18 protein-coding genes are annotated in these 21646 nt (G+C 41.0%); 15 read left to right on the top strand and 3 right to left on the bottom strand.

Annotation, left to right across the window (positions count from 1 at the left end; genetic code table 11):
- Positions 1–76: 76 nt before the first annotated feature.
- A complete protein-coding gene (gene ftsZ / locus LK453_RS01070) occupies positions 77–1270 on the top strand; it encodes a cell division protein FtsZ (RefSeq protein WP_201535519.1) in 1194 nt (397 codons plus the stop codon).
- Between the two features lie 256 nt (positions 1271–1526).
- Positions 1527–2420, top strand: coding sequence for a UDP-3-O-acyl-N-acetylglucosamine deacetylase (gene lpxC, locus LK453_RS01065; RefSeq protein ID WP_007394140.1), 894 nt, complete (start codon positions 1527–1529; stop codon positions 2418–2420).
- Between the two features lie 295 nt (positions 2421–2715).
- On the opposite strand, the gene LK453_RS01060 is transcribed toward lpxC, so the two are convergent.
- Complete coding sequence (locus LK453_RS01060; protein ID WP_201537212.1) at positions 2716–3255, bottom strand: hypothetical protein; 540 nt, start codon at positions 3253–3255, stop codon at positions 2716–2718.
- Between the two features lie 177 nt (positions 3256–3432).
- Here LK453_RS01060 and LK453_RS01055 point away from each other — a divergent pair, with 177 nt between their 5' ends.
- Positions 3433–4155 (top strand): CHAP domain-containing protein, encoded by a 723-nt coding sequence (locus LK453_RS01055; RefSeq protein WP_007394138.1) that lies wholly within the window; start codon positions 3433–3435, stop codon positions 4153–4155.
- A gap of 266 nt (positions 4156–4421) precedes the next feature.
- On the opposite strand, the gene LK453_RS01050 is transcribed toward LK453_RS01055, so the two are convergent.
- Entirely contained in the window at positions 4422–4757 is a 336-nt protein-coding gene (locus tag LK453_RS01050; protein ID WP_007394137.1) for a YhbY family RNA-binding protein, read from the bottom strand.
- Positions 4758–5202: 445 nt separating this feature from the next.
- On the opposite strand from LK453_RS01050, the gene rlmE reads away from it, so the two are divergent.
- From rlmE to pgsA, 10 genes are all read left to right on the top strand, one after another.
- Positions 5203–5835 (top strand): 23S rRNA (uridine(2552)-2'-O)-methyltransferase RlmE, encoded by a 633-nt coding sequence (gene rlmE / locus LK453_RS01045; protein WP_201537215.1) that lies wholly within the window; start codon positions 5203–5205, stop codon positions 5833–5835.
- A 498-nt stretch (positions 5836–6333) separates the two neighbouring features.
- The gene (gene ftsH / locus LK453_RS01040) at positions 6334–8232 is read left to right on the top strand and encodes an ATP-dependent zinc metalloprotease FtsH (RefSeq protein WP_044298182.1); all 1899 of its coding nucleotides are present in this window, start codon (positions 6334–6336) and stop codon (positions 8230–8232) included.
- A 555-nt stretch (positions 8233–8787) separates the two neighbouring features.
- Entirely contained in the window at positions 8788–9684 is an 897-nt protein-coding gene (gene folP / locus LK453_RS01035) for a dihydropteroate synthase (protein WP_201541612.1), read from the top strand.
- Positions 9685–9778: 94 nt separating this feature from the next.
- Complete coding sequence (locus LK453_RS01030) at positions 9779–10048, top strand: FAD assembly factor SdhE (RefSeq protein WP_201526626.1); 270 nt, start codon at positions 9779–9781, stop codon at positions 10046–10048.
- Positions 10049–10106: 58 nt separating this feature from the next.
- Complete coding sequence (locus LK453_RS01025; protein WP_201537222.1) at positions 10107–10538, top strand: protein YgfX; 432 nt, start codon at positions 10107–10109, stop codon at positions 10536–10538.
- Positions 10539–10798: 260 nt separating this feature from the next.
- Complete coding sequence (locus tag LK453_RS01020; protein ID WP_201537224.1) at positions 10799–11491, top strand: YidB family protein; 693 nt, start codon at positions 10799–10801, stop codon at positions 11489–11491.
- Between the two features lie 246 nt (positions 11492–11737).
- Complete coding sequence (tsaB, locus tag LK453_RS01015) at positions 11738–12415, top strand: tRNA (adenosine(37)-N6)-threonylcarbamoyltransferase complex dimerization subunit type 1 TsaB (RefSeq protein WP_201537227.1); 678 nt, start codon at positions 11738–11740, stop codon at positions 12413–12415.
- Between the two features lie 124 nt (positions 12416–12539).
- Complete coding sequence (locus LK453_RS01010) at positions 12540–13391, top strand: undecaprenyl-diphosphate phosphatase (RefSeq protein WP_201537230.1); 852 nt, start codon at positions 12540–12542, stop codon at positions 13389–13391.
- A gap of 18 nt (positions 13392–13409) precedes the next feature.
- Positions 13410–14294 carry a class I SAM-dependent methyltransferase gene (locus LK453_RS01005; RefSeq protein WP_201537234.1) on the top strand — a complete coding sequence of 295 codons (885 nt, stop codon included), beginning with the start codon at positions 13410–13412 and terminating at the stop codon, positions 14292–14294.
- A 220-nt stretch (positions 14295–14514) separates the two neighbouring features.
- Positions 14515–15177, top strand: coding sequence for a CDP-diacylglycerol--glycerol-3-phosphate 3-phosphatidyltransferase (gene pgsA / locus LK453_RS01000; protein ID WP_201526611.1), 663 nt, complete (start codon positions 14515–14517; stop codon positions 15175–15177).
- 192 nt (positions 15178–15369) lie between these two features.
- Here the strand turns inward: pgsA and LK453_RS00995 are convergent, their stop codons facing one another.
- A complete protein-coding gene (locus LK453_RS00995) occupies positions 15370–15867 on the bottom strand; it encodes a pyridoxamine 5'-phosphate oxidase family protein (protein WP_201537237.1) in 498 nt (165 codons plus the stop codon).
- A gap of 590 nt (positions 15868–16457) precedes the next feature.
- On the opposite strand from LK453_RS00995, the gene purL reads away from it, so the two are divergent.
- The gene (purL, locus tag LK453_RS00990) at positions 16458–20459 is read left to right on the top strand and encodes a phosphoribosylformylglycinamidine synthase (RefSeq protein ID WP_201537240.1); all 4002 of its coding nucleotides are present in this window, start codon (positions 16458–16460) and stop codon (positions 20457–20459) included.
- A gap of 363 nt (positions 20460–20822) precedes the next feature.
- Positions 20823–21629: a M48 family metallopeptidase gene (locus LK453_RS00985; protein WP_201541608.1), complete on the top strand. Its 807-nt coding sequence runs from the start codon at positions 20823–20825 to the stop codon at positions 21627–21629.
- The last annotated feature ends 17 nt before the right edge of the window (positions 21630–21646 follow it).

Raw genomic sequence — 21646 nt, 5'->3', positions numbered from 1 at the left:
TCATATTTCACAGTCACTACTTTAGTTTTAGCTTATATAAAGGTAATGACTAAATAGATGACCTCAAGGAGTGATAATGTCTAAGTATACAATGGCTACTAACAGCCACGATTTAAATAATGGTCAAGCGCGTTTCACTGTGTTCGGTGTGGGCGGCGGCGGCGGTAATGCTGTTGAGCACATGGTTCAGCAAGGCGTCAAAGGCGTTACTTTTGTGTGTGCTAATACCGATAAGCAAGCGTTGGACAGACTAACCGCTGACAACAAGCTGCAACTTGGCGCGCATACCAACCGTGGTCTTGGTGCAGGCGCAAATCCTGAAGTGGGTCGTGAAGCTGCTGAACAAGATGAAGAAGCCATCCGTAAGTTGCTTGAAGACTCAGACATGGTATTTATCACTGCGGGTATGGGCGGCGGTACGGGTACAGGTGCAGCACCAGTGGTAGCTCGTATTGCTAAAGAAATGGAAATTTTGACTGTGGGCGTGGTCACCACGCCTTTCAAATTTGAAGGTGGCAAGCGTATTAAAGCGGCCAAAGCAGGTATTGACCAGCTTTCAAACTTTGTAGACTCTATCATTACTATTCCTAATGATAAACTGCTTAAAGTTTACGGCAATATCTCAATGCAAGATGCTTTCAAAAAAGCTGATGATGTGTTGATGCATGCAGTACAGGGTATTGCACAAACCATTTCAAGCGAAGGTGTTATCAACATCGACTTTAACGATATTCGTACCGCTATGACTGCGAAAGGTCACGCTATGATGGGTATTGGCCGTGCCAGTGGTGAAGACCGCGCACGTCAAGCCACTGAAAAAGCCATTCGTTCTCCTCTATTAGATAACTTGTTATTGGAAAATGCCAAAGGCCTTATCGTAAACGTTGTGTCATCAGAATCAGTTACCTTAGATGAGCTTAACCAAATTACTGAAGTGGTTAATGACATCACTGATATTGAAGATGCCAATATCTTCATCGGTACGGTTATTGATGAGAAGCTAGGTGAAGATTTACACGTAACTGTAATTGCTACGGGTTTAACCCTAGATGAAGACAACGATGCACACAAACCAATGCCTTCAGCGAACAGTACACAGACAGTTGATCCAGCAACACATACCAGTGCCTTTAATGCTCATCAAAGAACCACTGCAACTCAAAGCCATGTAAATAATCCTGCTGGAACATCTACACCGACGTCACAACCTTCTTCTGCTACCAAAACAAATAGCATTCAGGATTACTTAAAACGTCAACAAAATCGTTAATTCTTACACGATTTAACAGTTATTTATTACAGTAGCTATTATAAAAGTAGATAGTGTTAAAAAATATAATGTTAAAACAGCAGCATTAAACTAGCCTTATTGAGAAAAAGCCAAGCTTAAGCTTGGCTTTTTTTATGGGTAAACTTAATGGACTAAAGTAAATATCGTTTGATACGAATTATCTTAATAGTTTACTGTGTTAAAATTCCTATATTTGAGTCAATACTCATAGCTAAGTAATAAGGGTACCAACTTTATGAAACAACGCACATTAAAGCAGCCTATTGAAGTCATCGGTGTCGGATTACACAGTGGCCAAAATGTGACGCTTATCCTAGAGCCAGCGGCTATTGATAGCGGTATACATTTTTTACGCACTGATATAGACAATGCACCGTTAATCGCTGCCGATGCTTTTTTAGTCACTGATACGGTCATGTCGTCAAATCTAATAGTGGATGGCGTGAAAATTGGTACCGTGGAGCATTTATTAAGTGCTTTATCAGGGCTTGGTATCGACAATTTATTGGTTAAAGTCTCTGATGCTGAGATTCCTATTATGGATGGTAGTGCCGAAGACTACGTGCAATTGATACTAGAAGCAGGTATTAAAGAGCAAACTGCCCCAAAGAAGTTTATGAGAATCTTAAAGACTGTCAGAGTCGAAGAGGGTGATAAGTCTGCGCAACTAGAGCCTTATTCGGGATTTTGCTTGGACTTTGAAATTGAATTTGAACATCCAGGCATACCCAAAGATACACAGCACTATCAGTTCGAGTTTTCCACAAAGAGTTATATTGAAAATGTAGGCAATGCCAGAACCTTTGGTTTTATGCGCGATATTGAACATCTACAAAAAAACAATTTGGCTTTAGGAGGCAGTTTGGATAATGCCATCGTCCTTGATGACGACGGTATTATGAATAAAGAAGGACTGCGACACAAAGAAGAGTTCGTACGTCATAAGATTTTAGATGCTATTGGGGACTTATATTTGGCAAAATACAGTCTGATTGGTAAGTTTTCGGCCTATAAATCAGGGCATGCTTTGAACAATAAATTGATTAGAGCGGTATATAGTGACCCAGACAACTTTGAAATTGTAACAATGTATGACAAACTTGATTTTGCAATTGACTATAAAATATAAAAATCAAGATGTAATCGAAAATATTTTCCAATTTTTTAGCGTTATTTTTGAGTGGTAAGCAACATTAGGGAAATATAAAAAAAAGCGAAACTTAAGTTTCGCTTTTTTTTATCAAAAATTAATGAAAACTTGCACAATCCAAACATTTTCAATACTTAGAAGACCTCAATCAATAAAAATTAGTCATAGATTAAATAATAAATTTGGTTGTTTTTACGAATCTAGTTTTAAAAACCAAACATTGTCTACCAATAACACCACGCTTGATTACATAATAAAACATAATAGAAAGGTTTTAGTTAGGTTTTGTAAGCCTTTTTAGGGATTCTTTTAAGCGTTCATCTTTAATGACATGCTCTAATGTGTATGTTATAGTTCGTTTCGTTGTTTCGGTGAGGTCACGATTAATATGGCTTCCGCCCTTACTAAGAGTTAAGTTCGATTGATTTGAATGTGATATTGAGTAATCCTGATTCTCATTTAAGTGGTCAATCGAAGCAGGGTAAGTAACGATTACATCTATATTTTTTAGTACGCTGAATGTAAGAGATTGTTCTTTTAGTATATTAATTAGGTTGTTTGATTGGTATCGAAGATGGTTTGCTGCAGTCTGAGACTGCACAGAAAGCACCAATAAACCTTCTTCATACTTAACTATCCAAAGTGATTTTAAGATCTCTTCTGGTAGTCCTCTTCCTAGTAATGCTTTTATCTCTTGCGTTAATTTGTTCAGCTCAGAGCATTTATCACTTAAAGACTTAGGCAAGGAAGACGCTGCAGACTTTTGATGATCAATACGCTTTGCTAAATGATTGGGTTTTAAAGGGTTTTGCATAGCAGGCCTCAAACTTGATTTATAGATAAAGTTATCACTGAGTATATAGATAGCATAAACGGTTGCTAAGTCTAAATATAGGCTGTTTCGATAGGTCGTTTGTTTTAAATGAATATCAAAAGGCTGTTTGACAGGTAGGTTGAACAGTACATTGCAAAAATTAATTCTGGGAATTTTATGAAAAAGTCACTTATTATTTTGTCGTTAATGGGGCTAAGTGCCACGCAAGTAAATGCAACAGTTCAACAAACTTTTGAGCCAGCCACAAGTTCTCCATCAGTTAAAACGTATAAAGTAGTAAATAGTTACTCTAATATTTCATCTAATACCTCTGAGCGTGTTCAGAATATTGAATATTTAAGCAATCAAGCACAACAAAAAAGTGATGAATTGGCTCAACTAGCAAGACAATTAGAAAGTAGATACAGCACTTCAACGTCGTTTGCTACTTCTGCAAACACACCATCATTCTCTTCTGGGCGTTTAGACAGCTCAGCACCTCCAGCTCTAGCCGCTGCTCGTGCTGCCCGCGCTGCTCACTCAAGAACACTAGGTCTTTGTGCACGATATGTGCGTCAAGCTCTACAATCAGCAGGCTACAGTTTTACCCCTAATAACTCAGCCTATCAGTACGCAACTCGTGGTACCTTAGCAGAAGCTGGATTCGTTAAACTTAGCAATGATAACTACCAGCCACAGGTAGGTGATGTTGCTGTATTCAACCGCTCATCAAAAAACCCACATGGCCATATTCAGATTTTTGATGGCTCACAATGGGTATCAGATTTCGTACAATCAAAATTCAGCCCTTATAGCAGCCACAATGGATATACTGTTTGGCGCGATGGTCGTTATTTAGATGCTTCAAATCAGGGTACTTATTTAGCAATGAACGACTAATTGCTAACGATGGTTATCAGTACTTGTTCGTAATTAATACGATAAAATTGATAAAATAAAAATCTCATTTATTTAAATAGATGAGGTTTTTTTTATGGTCTATTATTGCTGCACTTATATTGTCGATTAAAAATAAATTCTAGATTAAAAAAATAAAGGCCGCTATTTATTAGCGGCCTTTACTGTTAATTTATTACCTGTTCATTCAATAACGGGTTTAGCCAATTAGCGACAGTAATTGCTTAATCGCAATCAACCGCTAACTTCTAATCACTATAACGGCTTAAGTTAGATAGCTTAGGGTTGGCGTTAGGATTACGACGTAATAAAAGTGCCATACGACCAATAGTGTGAATAAGCTGTGCACCTGTTTTATTCGCAAGGTCGCTACTGAAAGCTTCACGCTCTTCTTTGGTACCTGGTGGGGTTTTGATTTTGATAAGTTCATGATCGTTCAGTGCACGATCTAACTCTTCTACTACTGAATCAGTCAAGCCTTTATTGCCGATAGTCACCACAGGCTTTAATTCATGGCCAATACCTTTAAGGCGGCGCAGTTCAGTATTGTCCAATGTAGGACGGTTGTTTTTTGCAGTACTCATAGTTTCTCAGTATTAATTATTAGGCCTAACTTTACCAGCCTTGGAAAATGTATAAATCATCAGATAAATAGAGTAGACCAAAAATCTAAAATTCTGTATTTATTGACGACTTTTTGCTTAAGCTCTGTGTCAGTCACCGAGCTTAAGCCGTAGACTAAGCATTAAATGCTAGGGGTGCATTATAAAGAAAGTTAGGGGGTCTTGCATGACGACTTTGTAAGAAAGGCAGATTTTTAATGAATAACGCAATCAAAAGTAAAGTTGATTAGCTTAGCCTAGAAATTAGCTGACCACTTAACGTAGAACGTAATTGATAACTTAATTTGGACTCTAACCATAAACGGTATGAGTGTGCGTATAGTTAGTCAGTTTAATTAAACAAATAATGCTAGAATTAATAATTATCTTATAGTTATCACTTCTCTAAATAAATAGTGAGGATATTGTGGCGACACGTATTACCAATAAAACCTTGTCTAAAAGCAGTAAAGCTTGGATGAAAGAGCACCTTGATGATCATTATGTACAACTGGCCCAAAAAGAGGGTTATCGTGCTCGTGCAGCTTATAAGCTGTTAGAAATTAACGAAAAGACCAACCTTATTAAAAAAGGAATGACTGTGGTCGATTTGGGCAGTGCCCCTGGAAGCTGGTCGCAGGTAGCAGGTAGACTGGTGGGGGATGAGGGAATATTAATCGCCTCAGATATCTTGCCAATGGATGCCTTAGAAAACGTCACTTTTATTCAAGGCGACTTTAGAGAAGAAGAAGTGTTTGACAAGCTGATGGGTGAAGTGGGCGATAGACAGGTGGATGTGGTGCTATCTGATATGGCACCCAACACCTCTGGACACACGGCAGTAGACCAACCGCGTATGATTTACCTGTGCGAGTTAGCGGTAGATTTTGCCTTACGGGTATTGCCTAAAGGTGGCTCTTTGGTGATGAAGATGTTCCAAGGCGAGGGTGAACAGCAACTACGCCAGCAGCTACAATCTCAGTTTTCAAAAGTTCGCACTATTAAGCCTGCCGCTTCTCGTGCGCGTTCAAAAGAAGTGTTTTGGGTTGCCACAAAGTAAAGACAGAAGGTAAAAGGCTGTCTCAATATTATCCAACCTATAGATCTAAACTTATGAAATTGAGGCTATAGAACTAAGTTTACTGAATTTATAGATCGGCTCTGTATTATGGGTATTTGTATTATAGATAAATGTTAAGTTAGATTTATGACTTAATTGACAACGATATCAGACCCTATATGACCCTGTAGTATGGCGAGGGCAACAGCAACTTTAGCAACTTGTGCTTTTATTTGGATATTATTATTTGGTTTATGCTTGATAAATAACGAGGTTGACCTAATAAAGAGAGGTAGAAGCAATGGTTCATTAAGCTGGTATTTGTTAATACTGCTAAATTCTGTCAGAAATATTATAAAAAATTGATGACAGAATAATCAATGGGTGTATTAACACGGTGACGAGCCATAGTTGTTTTTTTGTCTCATGCTATAATGCGAGATTAGGCAGAATTTTGAATACATCAATAAGTAAGGGATGGTATAGCTTGTGAGCGACATGGTAAAAAATACCTTATTGTGGCTAGTTGTTATCGGCGTATTAGTGCTGGTATTTAGCAACTTTGATAGCAGTAATGAGCCTGATACGCTTAATTACTCTGAGTTTGTAACTCAAGTCACTGAAGACCAGATAAAAAGCGTCAAAATCGATGGTGAACAAATCACTGGCGAAAAAGTTAACGGCTCGGAATTCGAGACCGTTGTACCTGCCGTGGCTGACGATCAGTTAATGCCTACATTACGTAAGCATAAAGTTGAGGTGCAGGGCGCCGCCCCTGAACGCCAAAGCGTCATGATGCAATTATTGATTGCAAGCTTCCCTGTTCTGCTTATTATCGGTATCTTCTTATTCTTCATGCGTAACATGCAAGGTGGCGCCGGCGGCAAAGCGGGCGGTCCGATGAGCTTTGGTAAGTCAAAAGCAAAAATGTTGGGTGAAGATCAAATCAAAGTGACCTTTAATGATGTGGCGGGTGCTGAAGAAGCCAAAGAAGAAGTTGTTGAGGTCGTTGATTTCCTAAAAGATCCTGACAAATTCACTAAGCTTGGTGCCACTATTCCTCGTGGTATCTTGATGGTTGGTCCTCCAGGTACCGGTAAAACTTTATTGGCAAAAGCCATTGCTGGTGAAGCCAAAGTACCGTTCTTCTCAATTTCAGGTTCTGACTTCGTTGAAATGTTTGTCGGTGTTGGTGCCTCACGTGTTCGCGATATGTTCGAACAAGCTAAGAAGAATGCCCCTTGTATCATCTTTATTGATGAGATTGATGCTGTAGGCCGTAGCCGTGGTACGGGTATGGGCGGTGGTAATGATGAACGTGAACAGACCCTAAACCAATTATTGGTTGAGATGGATGGGTTTGAAGGTAATGACGGTATTATCGTTATTGCGGCCACTAACCGTGCGGATGTTCTGGATAAAGCATTATTACGTCCAGGTCGTTTTGACCGTCAGGTGCATGTGGGTCTGCCAGACATTAAGGGTCGTGAAGAAATCTTAAAAGTTCATTTACGTAAGTTACCAGCGACAGTTGGTGTGGATGTCAATGCGTTAGCTCGCGGTACGCCAGGCTTTAGTGGTGCGCAGATTGCTAACTTGGTTAACGAAGCTGCTTTGTTTGCCGCTCGTCGTAATAAGACCAGTGTTGACATGAATGACTTTGAAGACGCTAAAGACAAGCTATTTATGGGTCCTGAGCGTAAGTCTATGGTACTGCGTGAAGAAGAGCGCCGTGCGACCGCTTATCATGAGGCAGGTCATGCTCTAGTCGCTGAAATGCTACCAGGTACTGATCCGGTGCATAAAGTGACTATCATGCCACGTGGTTGGGCTTTGGGTGTGACTTGGCAGCTGCCTGAGTTCGATCAGACCAGCATGGATAAGTCGAAGATGCTAAATGATATTTCAATTTTGTTCGGTGGCCGTATTGCTGAAGAAATATTTGAAAATCAAAAAACCACAGGTGCTTCTAATGACTTTGAGCGTGCTACCAAAATGGCACGAGCTATGGTGACCAAATATGGTATGTCTGATGCGCTAGGTATTATGGTCTATGAAGATGATGATGCATCACAAGGTTACTTTGGTGCAGGTGCGCGTTCTATTTCTGAAGCCACTCAACAAAAGGTTGATGAAGAGATTCGTCGCATACTAGAAGAGCAGTACGATATTGCTCGTGAAATCATCGAAGCGAATCAAGATAAGATGCATGCCATGGTTGATGCGCTAATGAAATGGGAAACCATTGATAGAGATCAATTACAGGATATCTTGGCAGGTAATGAGCCACGTGAGCCGCGCAATTATCAGGAAAAAGATGTGACCCCTAAAAAAGAAATACTAGGGCCATCAGATTCAAGCTCTGGACCAACGCCGCCACCATTACCAGCGATGTAGTCCGCGTAAATCGTGATTTGTAGTGAGTAGTAAAAAAAAGGCACTTTCGACTGAAAGTGCCTTTTTTATTGCCAGTTATTTTGTACCACTTGCCATGTCGCTAGCTATTCTGTTAGTCATTTTTGAGTTAGAAACCATTATTTGAACTGCGGTATTTGAAGTGCAGTATTTAAGCCACTGTATTTAAGCTACTGGGTGTCTTTGGTTTACGGTTATGAAGTCTACGGTTAATTATTACTTTGCTAGGATTGATTCGTTGAAATTGGTTCAAGGATATTAGTTGATAAAGAGTGAGTGGTATTAATTGTCTAATACTAGTTGTCTAAGATTAATTTGCCGAAATTAATTGGCTTAAATGGGTTCACTGTCAATATGGCTAGCTATTGAGTCACTATCACCTTTTATATCTGTTAAAATACGAAGCCTGTGAAGCTTATAGTAGTTATAGGTTTATTACTGCACGACCAATGACGGTGCAATGTTTTAGATTAAATAATACAGTTTTAGATCTGCGAGTGGCAGGTTTACTAATATAGAATTAGAAGAATAGTTATTATGCATTTACATCCTTTTCCGAAACGCATTATTGAGGCTAGAACTTTGCAGGGTAATACCAAGCAATTGGATCTGTCTCAGCCACATATTATGGGTATCTTGAATGTCACACCAGATTCTTTTTCGGATGGTGGGAAATTTAATAATGTAGAAGCAGCTCTCCATCATTGTGAGCAAATGCTAAATGAGGGTGCGACTATTATTGATATTGGGGGTGAGTCCACCCGTCCAAATGCCAGTCTCGTCGCAGAAGAAGAAGAGTGTGCTCGTGTAGTCCCTGTAGTAGAAGCGATACGTCAGCAGTTTGGGGATGAGTTTTGGGTGTCTATTGATACCAGTTCACCGCAAGTTATAGAGCAGGCGGTACAAGTAGGTGCGGATATCTGGAATGATGTGAGAGCGTTAACTCGTACAGGCGCGCCACAGATGGCCGCTAAGCTCGATATCCCTGTAGTACTGATGCACATGCGAGGGGAGCCGACTACGATGACTTCCAAAGCTCATTATACTGATGTGCTACAAGAGGTGATCACAGAGTTAAAGCAGCGTATCGATTGTGCTATCCAAGCTGGCGTAAAGCGCAGTAATATTATTATCGATACAGGTTTTGGTTTCGCCAAAGATTATGAGCACCACAAAATACTCTTGAATCAATTAACTGAGCTACATCAGCTACAGTTGCCTATTTTATTCGGTGTTTCACGTAAGCGGTTTTTGGGCGAAGTGCTCAGCAATACTCAATTACCCGCTTTTGATAATCATAAGGCCATTGATAGAGACGGCGTAGGTATGGCTGCTGCCTTACTGGCTTATCAGCAAGGGGCCAGTATAGTGCGTACCCATAATGTGGGATTGACCATGCAGGCAGTTGCTTTATGGCAGCAGTTAAACCAATAAATTTATTGAAATAATACACCTTTAATAAAATACATCTATGATAGCAAGTACCTTATAAACCGCAATTTTACATTATATTTTGGAGCAGCTTAATATGACACAACCAGAGCCTACCAACGAGCAGCGCAGAGTTATCTATCAAGCCCGCCGCGGATTAAAAGAGTTGGACTTTTATATTGACCCTTATGTTAAACAGCATTATTTAACGGCTGATGAAGACGAACAGGCAACTTTTGCCAAGCTGTTAACTTATGAAGACCCTGATCTGCTTAACTATTTTATGAATCAAGATACACCAGAGGATTCAAAGGTAGCGGATTTGGTATTAAAGCTTAAAACCTTACAACATGGTGATTTATCTTAGATTTGAGGCAATTCTATATCTGCCATGAGCCAAAAGTCTTATCAAATAGACAGACAGCATGAGCCGTCAGTTGGTGATAGAGATAACTCATAAAAGCGGGTGGCAACGACTCTATTACATTGGATTTTTCGTGGCGATAATGAGCATGGTTAGTAGCACTGCGCTGCCATTTTATGGGCTATGGGTAGTGGCTCTGATAACCATGCTACTTTGTGTTTTTGCGATTATTAAAAGTCGCAATCAGCTCCTACATATTACGGGATCCAATCTCGATAATGTGAATAGCTATTGGCAATTACTGAGTCAGGGACGTCATCAGCCAATATTATGGCAGGCGCAGCTGATAAAGAGTCAAAGCTTTCCGCACTGTGTACAACTGGTTTTTGATACACAGCAGCCGATGATAAAAAGAGAAACAGTTGTGATATGGAAAGACCAAGTAGAGGCCGACACTTGGCGACAATTAAAAGTACTCACTCGGTGGGCCTAGCGTTGAAAGTGGAACGAGTAAGAGTTAGATAACAAATCACATAAAAATAGCATTTTAAATAGCACACAATTAAGTGTTAAGCTTGATTACAATCAGCTAGCTTCAGTCTGTCTGCTTTAGTCAACAATAACCTATATATTAGTGCTGATGTCAGCCGTACTAATTTAGTGACATCAATTTAATGACATTAATTTAGTAGTTTATAGACTGAAAATAGTACGACCAATTATTGAATATTTTGAAGGTATTAAGGAGATTATATGAGTTTATTAGGGAATTTAATTACTCAAGTTGCTCGTCAAGCAATGGATCCAGAAGATGCAAGACGTAACCCAGTAAATCAGCGTATTCAACCTCGTCCTACTGGTGGGTTAGGTGATATTCTAGGTAGGGTCTTAGGGGGTAACAATCAAGCACATCGTACTCAAAACCAAGCACAAGACAATGGCTTTGGATTAGATGACTTAATAGGCGGTGTGCTGGGTGGTCAGATGGGCGGCAATCGCAATACTGGCGGTTTAGGCAGTATCTTAGGTAGCGTCTTAGGCGGCAATAGCCGTGGCGCTCGCTCAGGTGGCGGTAAAGCTATGTTGGTGGCTGCCCTTATGCCGATTGCACTTAATTGGATTCAGCGTAATGGCGGCTTATCTGGGGCACTAAACAAAATTCAAGAAATGGGTTTTGGTAATCAAGCTCAGTCATGGATGAGTACTCAACAGCAAAATGAGAATCTTGATCCTAATCAAATAAATAAACTATTTGATGAGCAAGAGATTCATCACGTCGTTCAGACCACTGGGGCAGATGAAACTGAAGTGCGCCAGGGCCTAGCCGAGTTGTTACCTGAGATTGTGAACCAGTTGACGCCAGAGGGTGACTTAGCCAAAGAAAAAGAAGCCAATAATGAGATTGAGGATATTTTGAGTCAAATCTCAGCTTCTCTTCCTAAATAGTACGGATTAATAGTTAGATCGAAAATTGGATTGCTATTCAGTTTGAGAGACATAATGAATCAGCCAGACTGCTTTAAATTAGCAGTTTGGCTTTTTTATTGTTAGGCTTATGTGAATTTAAGATGAGAATTGGCAGAATGGTATAACAATCGATTTATCAAAGCCAAGGCTAGTGGTATGATAATGCGACTTAATCTGGCAACCCTGTAAGATATATTTTGCATTTTAGCGTTTAAAGAGGCCCTCATGTTTTTGGCAGTAGATACCGTTTTCGATCAATGTTCTGTAGCAGTAGTGGATAGACAGCTACAGGTTCTAAGTTGTCATACTGAGCCTGGGAAACGTGAGCAAACCCAACTTATACTGCCCATGATTGATGCAGCATTAAAGGAAGCTGAGATTAAACTTAGTGATATAACTGCTTTAATCTTCAATCGTGGTCCGGGTCCTTTTAGTGGCATTCGAATTAATACTGCGGTGGTACAAGCTCTGTCTGTAGCGCATGACCTACCTTGTTTGGGTGTGTCAAGTCTGGCAGCAATAGCCCAAGCTGCCTATGAGCAGCAAAAAGTAGAGCAAGTTTACGCTGCTTTTGATGCCCGTATGAAGCAAGTATATTTTGCTCAATATCAGCTAAATCCGAATTCACAGACCATGACTTTAGCAGAGGGTAGTTCAGAGCAGCTATTAGACTATGAGCAAAGTACCGAACAGGTTTTGCCGATAGCAGGTAATGGTGCTAATTTATTAAAGGCACAGCAAAATCAATCTGTGTACCCTGAAACGACGCCTAATGCAGTAACACTTGCTAAGCTAGGCATCGCTCAATATTTGCAGTCAGGGGGCGTGTCTGCTGAGCAAGCGCTTCCGGTATACTTGCGTAACGACGCGTGGAAAACGCTGAAAGAACAAGGCAAAGCCTAAGTTCTAATCGAATCAAGTCTAATGTTTATGGTCTTAAGGCCAGAAGTTTATGGTTTTAAGACTAAAATATGAATGTAAATCATCCCTCCTAATATTATTTTATTTTTCATAGCGAGAATCTACTTTGGATCTATTACTCATTTTCAAAGCAATAATCATGGGTATTGTTGAAGGTATTACTGAGTTTTTACCCATATCCAGTACCGGTTATTTAATTTTATCTGCAGACATCATGGGTTTTTGGACCAAAGAAAAAGCAGATTTATTTATTGTGGTCATTCAGTTAGGCGCTATATTGGCGGTTATTTATGAATATTGGGGCCGTTTATGGGGGGCCTTAATGGGACTAATAACCGGTAAGTCTGAAGGACCTAATGCCTTAAAAAACCCACGTCAATTGGGACTTAGCCTTATTGTGGCTACTATTCCGGTGATGATTATTGGTTTTACCATGGCCGATCAGATTAAGGAATATCTATTTAATCCTTATACTGTAGCAATCATGCTTATTTTGGGTGGTCTGCTCATATTCTATGTTGAGCGTAAGCCTATTCCTGTGGTGGCAGAAGAAGCAGAAGATGTAAGCTTAAAACATGCGTTACTGATTGGTCTGTTTCAGTGTCTGGCGTTGATCCCAGGGACCTCACGGTCAGGTTCGACTATTATTGGCGCCCTATGGTTAGGCGTGTCACGTAAGGCCGCCGCAGAATTTTCCTTCTTCCTAGGCATACCGGTGATTGTGGGTGCAGGCCTGCTTGATATGATCAAGCACAAAGATGTGTTGGCAAGCTCCGAAGATTGGGTGGTGCTGGCTGTGGGTGTTGTGGTGTCCTTTATTGTGGCATTACTATGTATCCGCTGGCTGGTAGATTGGGTTAGCCGTCGTGACTTTACTATTTTTGCTTGGTTGCGTATTGTTACCGGTGTTATGGTTCTACTGGCCGCTTGGGTATTTGGTTATAACATCCAAGGTTAAAAAGGGTAAAACAGCGCAATGAGTAATCTGGCTTATGTCCCATTAATTTATTCAGACTTTAGTTTAGCTAGGGTAGAGCCAGTTATCCAGATATTGCAGGGCTTAGTTGAAAAGGCGAATTTGCCACTAGCTCTACAGGTCAATGCCGTCGATCAAAAGCTGACTCAAAAAGTACGTAAGCAGCTTAGTGAACAGTATGCTCAACCGATATTTATTATTGATGATAAAGCACAGCTTTCGTTACTGACTCATCAGATTAGTGTGTCACCGGATTGGCAGAGTTTGCAGCGCCGTGTGGTAAGTGCCGGGCGCAAGTCAGAATTATTATTGCAGGCTTGTAAACTGACGGATAAAAGCGGCGTACTTGATGCCACAGCTGGATTTGGGCATGATAGCTTAATCTTGGCCAGTACCGGTGCTCAAGTCACTATGCTAGAGCGTGATCCACTAATGGCATTGCTGCTTATGTATGAGCAGCAGTTGATGTCACAGCAGAGCAATTGGCAAAAGTTGATGTCAAGATTGACTATCGTTTGTGACGATTCTGCACAGTTTATGTCTCTTAAGGAGCCAGTCGATGATCAAAAACAAACTGGCGCATCTGGAACGGTTTATGATGTCATTTACTTAGACCCCATGTTTCCTGAGAACAGCTATGAAAACACGGTCACAGGCAAAGGGGCGAAAGTGGGCAAACACATGCAAGCCTTACATCACATTGCGCCGCCTCCGAGCAGCACGGAAGAACAAAAACTATTGGACTTAGCGTTAGCTCTAGTCGTAACTGGCGGGCGAGTGGTGGTAAAAAGACCTGTGTCGGCGCCATTATTTGCCCAGAGACAAGCGGACGAAAGTTGGCAAAACGATGTGCTACGGTTTGATGGTTACTTTCGCAAGATATAAGTTTAACCAGCCTTTTAATGTGCATTTTAAAGACCACTTTTAATATGCATTTTAATAACAATTTTAACAAGCATAATGTTATTAATAGACATACAACAGTCCTGTTAAAGCAATCATCATACCTGCTGTTAAACATCAACTAGATATCACTTAATAGGGCTTACTAAAACTGGGTATAAATGATAAGCTAACTGAAATTAAACCCTCTTTAAAAGTAACTATGACTCAATCATCCTTACAGCCGAATAAAGAAACCAGTATCTTTAATTTGCCGAACAATCTGACCATTGCTCGCATAGCAATGATTCCATTGTTTGTGGCAATTGCGTATTGGCCACCTGCACTGGGTATTGGGGTGCCGATGATTTCAGACAATGCTATTGCTAATATTGGCATGAATATGGATGCCTTCAGCGACAGTATGTTAAGGCATCTTCTATTGACATTATTGTTTGCTTTGGCAGCGATAACTGATTGGCTAGATGGTTATTTAGCCCGTAAGATGAATATTGTTTCTGCCTTCGGTCGATTTTTAGACCCCGTAGCAGATAAGCTTATGGTAGCCGTGGCGTTGATAGTATTGGTACAGTGGCACCCTAACATTATCATGTCGATTGCAGCTATTGTTATTATCTCGCGTGAAATTGCGGTTTCAGCGTTACGTGAGTGGATGGCTGAGCTTGGGGCACGTACCAGTGTGGCAGTGTCGTATGTAGGCAAATTAAAAACGACCTTCCAAATGATTGCCATTATAGTTTTACTATTAAATATAGAGTCGCTTGAAACTTTGGGCTATATTCTAATGATGGCAGCAGTGGTGCTCACCTTATGGTCTATGATGATTTATATGAAAGCGGCTTGGCCTTATTTGAAGCAGAATTAAGCTAATCAATAATTTTATATAAATCCTTGTTCATCGATGATTATGCACAAAAAACGCCCTAATAATTAGGGCGTTTTTTTATGGATACTATTAGGATTAAGGAGAGTTATTACTAGCAAGATGTTATCAATTAAAAATCATATTCATTATAACAACTTTGACCACACAATTTACTAAGTAGGCTACTAAATCCTAGTCGAATTCAACAGAGCCATTTTCGCCTAAGCTGTCTGCAACTTTACCATCTTGAAGAGCAGCGGCTGCCAATTTCGCCGCATTTACCAGACTATTACCAGTGCGCCAGTATTCTGCACCGTTAGGCACTACTTTGATAAGTTGAACGTTTTCGTCTTCTTTACCATGTTCAAAAAAAGCATTGTTCATAGACGACCATAACTCATCTAATTTAGTCTGATCTTCAACCAATTCTGCTACGCCATTGATTGACACATAGTCTTTACCATCCTGACTCACATAGGACAAGTTTACCTGAGGATTTTTGTCGATATCGGCGACTGCTTCAGAAGTCTTATCACCAATAAACCAAACTTCACGGGCACCTAGACTGGTTTCACTAGTCGTCATAGGACAAGCATGCAAATGACCTTCATCGGTAACAGTGGTCATCATTGCAAATTTAACTTCTTTTACAATGGCGCGAATAAGATCTATCTGTTCTTGTTTACTCATATTTATTTCCTTATTTATATTATCTTCAGTTACGTTGTTATTGAATTTTATAGAAGCACTACTAAAACAATGGTTAGGCTCTCAAAGAGTTAAGCTTTTCTCAGTAGCTAAATGTCAGTAATTAGATTGAGTACTTAGCATTAGCTACTTGAATACTTGGTTTATCGTAAATCGGTCTAGATCTAATTAATACATAGACAATGTAAGAGATAATGAAACTTTGTAAATAAAAAATGGGTAAGGTTAAATTGAGTAAGGAAAACATTTTTAAACTAACGTTTTGTTAGCAGTTATCCGTCATTACCATTATAGTTTAGGGCATTTTGAGCGCATTTTTGATAGAGATCTTAAAATCAGATTTTTGTTTTGAAAAAGCCTGTGAAAGATAGTGGTTCAATGCCACGTTTGCGGTAACTTCTTGCTATAATAGCGGCTAATTTAATCGGCTTTTTGCTCGATTGGGTGGTTCACCCTCTAAAAGTAACCAAAGCAATGGCATTAAGATGGCATGCTGTCTTGACCCATTGTTTTATGATATTTGTTTTTGTTACTACTTTTTCTTCCCTCTTAGATACTGCGGAAATTGCCTTATGATGACCCTCGCTGGACACCGTTTTTTAACCGAGTTTAAAACCAATCAACTGATTGAGCAGTTAAATAGCCAAGCGGCCCTCAAAGTAACTGGCATTGACACTCAACAAGTGTATGTCTTATCGCGTGACCTTAACGATGCAGAGCGTAAAAAGGCCTTAGATTTATTGAATCAAGGCGAGGAAGTAAGCCAAATCACAGCAACAGCAGGGCAGTGCCAAGTTATTGTTAGCCCCAGATTTGGTACTATTTCGCCTTGGTCTAGTAAGGCAACTGATATTTTTAATAACTGTGATCTTAACGTAGAGCGTGTGGAGCGGGTCATCGTTTTCACCTTAACAGGTGACGACTTACCTGCCAAACTACCAAAAGAAGCCGAGCAAATCTTACATGATCGTATGACGCAAAGCTTGGTATATGACTTTAGTAAGCTTGAGCAGTTGTTTGATGATCATAGTCCAGCACGTTTGAATCATATTGATGTCATCGGTGAAGGTCGTGCGGCTCTAGAGGCAGCCAACCAAGAATTTGGTTTTGCGTTATCAAGTGAAGACATTGATTACTTAATGACCGCCTACGTTGATGAGTTAAAGCGTAACCCAACAGATGTAGAGCTTATGATGTTTGCTCAAGCCAACTCTGAGCACTGCCGTCATAAAATCTTCAACTCAGAGTGGACCATCGATGGTGAAGTTCAGCCAAAATCATTGTTTAAAATGATCCGTAACACCCATGAGAAAAATCCTCAAGGTATTTTATCAGCGTATAAAGACAACGCTGCGGTAATGGAAGGCTTTGAGGCTCAGCGTTTTTATCCGCTACCTAAAGATGAGCTTGGCGATGAAGCGTTATCGACTGAAATGCATCAGTATGGTTTCCATAACGAGAACATCGATATCTTGATGAAAGTTGAGACTCATAACCACCCAACAGCGATTGCCCCTTATGCGGGTGCTTCAACAGGCGCTGGTGGTGAGATTCGTGATGAAGGGGCAACCGGCCGTGGTGGTAAGCCAAAAGCAGGTTTGACCGGCTTCAACGTTTCTCACTTACATCTACCAGACATGCCCGAGAAGTGGGAACAGTCCGGTAAAGTAAGCACTAAAGACTATGGTAAGCCAGATCGTATGGCCTCAAGCTTAGAGATTATGACAGAAGCACCTTTAGGTTCTGCTAACTTCTCAAACGAGTTTGGTCGTCCTAACTTATGTGGTTACTTCCGCTCATTCCAATTGGACACCAGTAAAGAACAAGATGGTAGCGAAATGCGTGGTTACCATAAGCCTATTATGATTGCTGGCGGTTACGGTAATATCAAGCGCAATCTAGTAGAGAAAAATGGCATTGTTGAAGGTGATTTGCTAATTGTACTGGGTGGCCCAGCGATGCAAATCGGTCTGGGTGGTGGTGCCGCTTCCTCTGTAGACAGTGGTGAGTTAGATGAAGGCTTAGACTTTGCTTCTGTACAGCGGGATAACGCGGAGATGGAGCGTCGTTGTCAAGAGGTTATCGACCGCTGTTGGGCACTAGCTGGTAATGATGTTGATGCTAGCAACAGCAGTAAAGATGGCAACCCAATCGTATCAATTCATGACGTGGGTGCAGGTGGTTTATCAAATGCTATGCCTGAACTGGTAGATGATCATGACATGGGTGCTCACCTAAACCTACGTCGCATTCCTTCATTGGAGGCAGGCATGTCGCCAATGGCTATCTGGTCAAATGAGGCGCAAGAACGTTATGTATTGGCCATTCGTCCAGAAAGCGAAGCATTATTTGATGCCATCTGTAAACGTGAGCGTTGCCCGTACGCTATCTTAGGTACAGCAACCACCATCCGTCAGTTAAAAGTAGATGACGACTTATTGGACGACCAACCAGTAGATATGCCTATGCAAGTGCTGCTGGGTGGTACACCGCAGATGAAGCGTTCATTTGAGCGTAGCGAACAGCAGTTGGCTGCCTTGAACTTAGCAGATACTGATATTTCAGAAGCCGTGCATGATGTACTACGTCATCCGACAGTCGCGAGCAAATCATTCTTAATCAGCATTGGTGACCGTTCTATCACCGGTATGGTGACCCAAGACCAGTATGTCGGTCGTTATCAAGTGCCAGTGGCAGACTGTGCTGTGACCATCTCTGGCTTAATGTCAGATACCGGTGAAGCGATGAGTGTTGGTGAGCGTCCACCTGTGGCTTTGATTAATCCAGCGGCTTCAGCGCGTTTGGCAGTGGCCGAAGCCATTACCAACATTGCTGGTGCTCGTATTGATAAAATCTCAGACATTACCTTATCGGCCAACTGGATGGCAGCGTGTGGTGAAGATAAAGAGGATGCCGCTTTATTTGACGCGGTTTACGCCATCGGTGAAGAGTTATGCCCTGCTTTAGGTATCGCAATTCCAGTCGGTAAAGACTCGTTGTCTATGCGTGCTGGCTGGACAGATGAAGACGGCGATAAGGCTGTTGTTAGCCCAATGAGCTTAGTGATTACCGCTTTCGCACCCGTACAGGATGTGAACAAGACCTTAACCCCTGAGCTTAAAAATGCGGATTCAGCATTGTATCGTTTGGATTTATCAAAAGGTCAGTTCCGTTTGGGTGGTTCAATTCTAGCTCAAACTCAAAGCCAGCTAGGTAATGAATGCCCAGACTTAGCCAGCCCAGAAGACTTGATTAACTTCTTTAACTTTATTCAAGCCGGTAATGAGCAGGGCGTTATCAGTGCTTATCACGATATCGGTGATGGTGGTTTGTTAACGACTGTGGCAGAGATGCAATTCACCAATCGTTTGGCAATCAACCTCAATCTAACCGATGACAACTTATTAGGTCAGTTATTCAGCGAGGAGTTGGGTGCCGTTATTCAGGTATTGCCTGAGCATGTTGAAGCAGTGATGACATTGGCTGATGAGCATAATGTCGCTGATATGCTAAGCCTTGTGGGTCAAACTATCGAGACCCCAGTTGGCGGTGCGAACCAAGATAAGCTAACCATTATTACCCCATCGCATCAAGGTGAAAATGCTTTGGTATTCAGCCGTAGCGACTTACAGCAAACTTGGACTCAAGTGAGCTATCACATTGCTAAACGCCGTGATAACCCAGAATGTGTACAGCAAGAGTTTGACTTGATTGCTGACCCTAATCATCATGGTCTGATTGCTCAAGCCAACTATGACTTAAACCAAAAAGTCGAAGAGCCTTATTTAGAGAGCCGTCCTAATAAGCCAAAAGTAGCTATTTTGCGTGAGCAGGGTGTCAATGGTCAGTTAGAGATGGCAGCAGGCTTTACCCGTGCAGGGTTTGAAGCCGTTGACGTGCATATGAGCGATCTGCTTGAAGGCCGTATCGATTTACGCGACTTCAATGGTTTAGTGGCTTGTGGTGGTTTTAGTTATGGTGACGTATTGGGTGCAGGCTCTGGTTGGGCCAACTCAATCTTGTTCCATGACGAATTACGTATGCAGTTTGTCCGTTTCTTTACCCGTCCTGATACTTTCAGTCTAGGGGTATGTAACGGTTGTCAGATGATGGCACAGTTAAAAGACTTAATTCCAGGTGCAGAAAACTTCCCACGTTTCACTTATAACGAGTCGGCTCGTTTTGAAGCGCGTACTGTGAACGTGAAGATTGAGCGTACTAAATCTATCTTGTTGAAAGGTATGCAAGACAGTATCTTGCCGATTGCGGTGGCTCATGGTGAAGGTTTTGCGACCTTAAATGAGACGGATATTGAAGGTATGGCAAACCATGGTCAGATTGCGATGCGCTATGTCGATAGCCAAGGCAATCCTACTGAGACGTACCCATTGAACCCGAACGGTTCTATTGGCGGGGTAACGGGTGTTTGTAGTACCGATGGTCGCGTGACATTAATGATGCCACACCCTGAGCGTAACTTACGTGCGATCAACCACAGCTGGAAGCCAGAAGACTGGTCTGAGGATGGCGCTTGGATGCGTATGTTCCGTAATGCGAGAGCATTCGTAAGATAAGTTCTTCTAAATTTAAAATAAAAAAAGGTGAGTCACTTAGTGGCTTGCCTTTTTTTGTGCGTATAGTTTCACCAAAATTAGATTTTGATAATAGTAAGTTGCTTTAAAGCATAAGAACAGTCAACTAGCTTGTAATTAGTCTTATTATGAAAATTTTTTTAGTAGTGAAACTTAAAGATAGACAGATTTTTAGTAATATGACAATTTTATTTTTGTAATAATATAGACATATTTGTTACATATAGTCTACACCTCATATACAGGGGTTAACTTTCGACAATTGGTTTTAAAGTTATTTAAAAGAGCTAGGTCTAAGGTTATGTGACTTTCCTCTCAATAACTTTTTTTGTATAAGGATATTTTATGGGTGCGTTTGGAAAACTAAAAATCTCTATCTTAGCAGTCACTATGACTACGTTAGTTGGCTGTTCTACTGTTGCCGATGTTGCAGGATATAACACGGCTGCATTAAATAACAGTGCCGCGAAAAGCTACAGCCAAGTGATTTCTAAGGCAAGCAGCCAAGGAACAGTAGACACAACCTCCAATACTGCGATTCGCGTAAATAGAATATTCAATCGGCTAAAGCCTTACGCGGATAAGGCTAATGCAACGGGTATTCCCTTTGATTGGCAAATGACGGTTATTCGCTCTCCTGAGCTAAATGCGTGGGCAATGCCAGGAGGAAAAATGGTCGTGTATACTGGTATTGTAGAGAAGTTAAAACTTACAGATGCTGAAGTTGCTGCTATTATTGGACACGAGATGACGCATGCTTTAGAGGAGCACAGTAAAAAGGATGCAGGGCAAAAGATCCTAACCGGTTTGGCTCTTCAATTAGGTGGTACAGCGATACAAGCTAAAACGGGCCTGAGTGCGGATTCTATTGGTATACTTAGTGACTTAGGTATCGATAAGCCATTCTCTCGTAGTCAAGAGTCATCAGCTGATGCTGGAGGTGTACGTCTGATGGCGCAAGCAGGTTATGATCCGGCAGCGGCAGTTTCAGTTTGGGAAAAAATGGAAGCCGTTAAGGGCCGTAGTAATGCAGTAGTGACATTAATGTCTACTCATCCAAACTCGCAACAACGTATTAATAAAATAAAAGCATTATTACCTGAGGTCACTCCCATTTACCAAGCTGCTTCTAAAGCCCCTAATGGTAAGTAGTTATAAACTAATGGGTT

Source organism: Psychrobacter sanguinis, assembly GCF_020736705.1.
Classification (GTDB): Bacteria; Pseudomonadota; Gammaproteobacteria; order Pseudomonadales; family Moraxellaceae; genus Psychrobacter; species Psychrobacter sanguinis.
The sequence above is the reverse complement of the archived record's forward strand: the minus strand, read 5'-3'. Positions and strand labels throughout refer to the sequence as shown.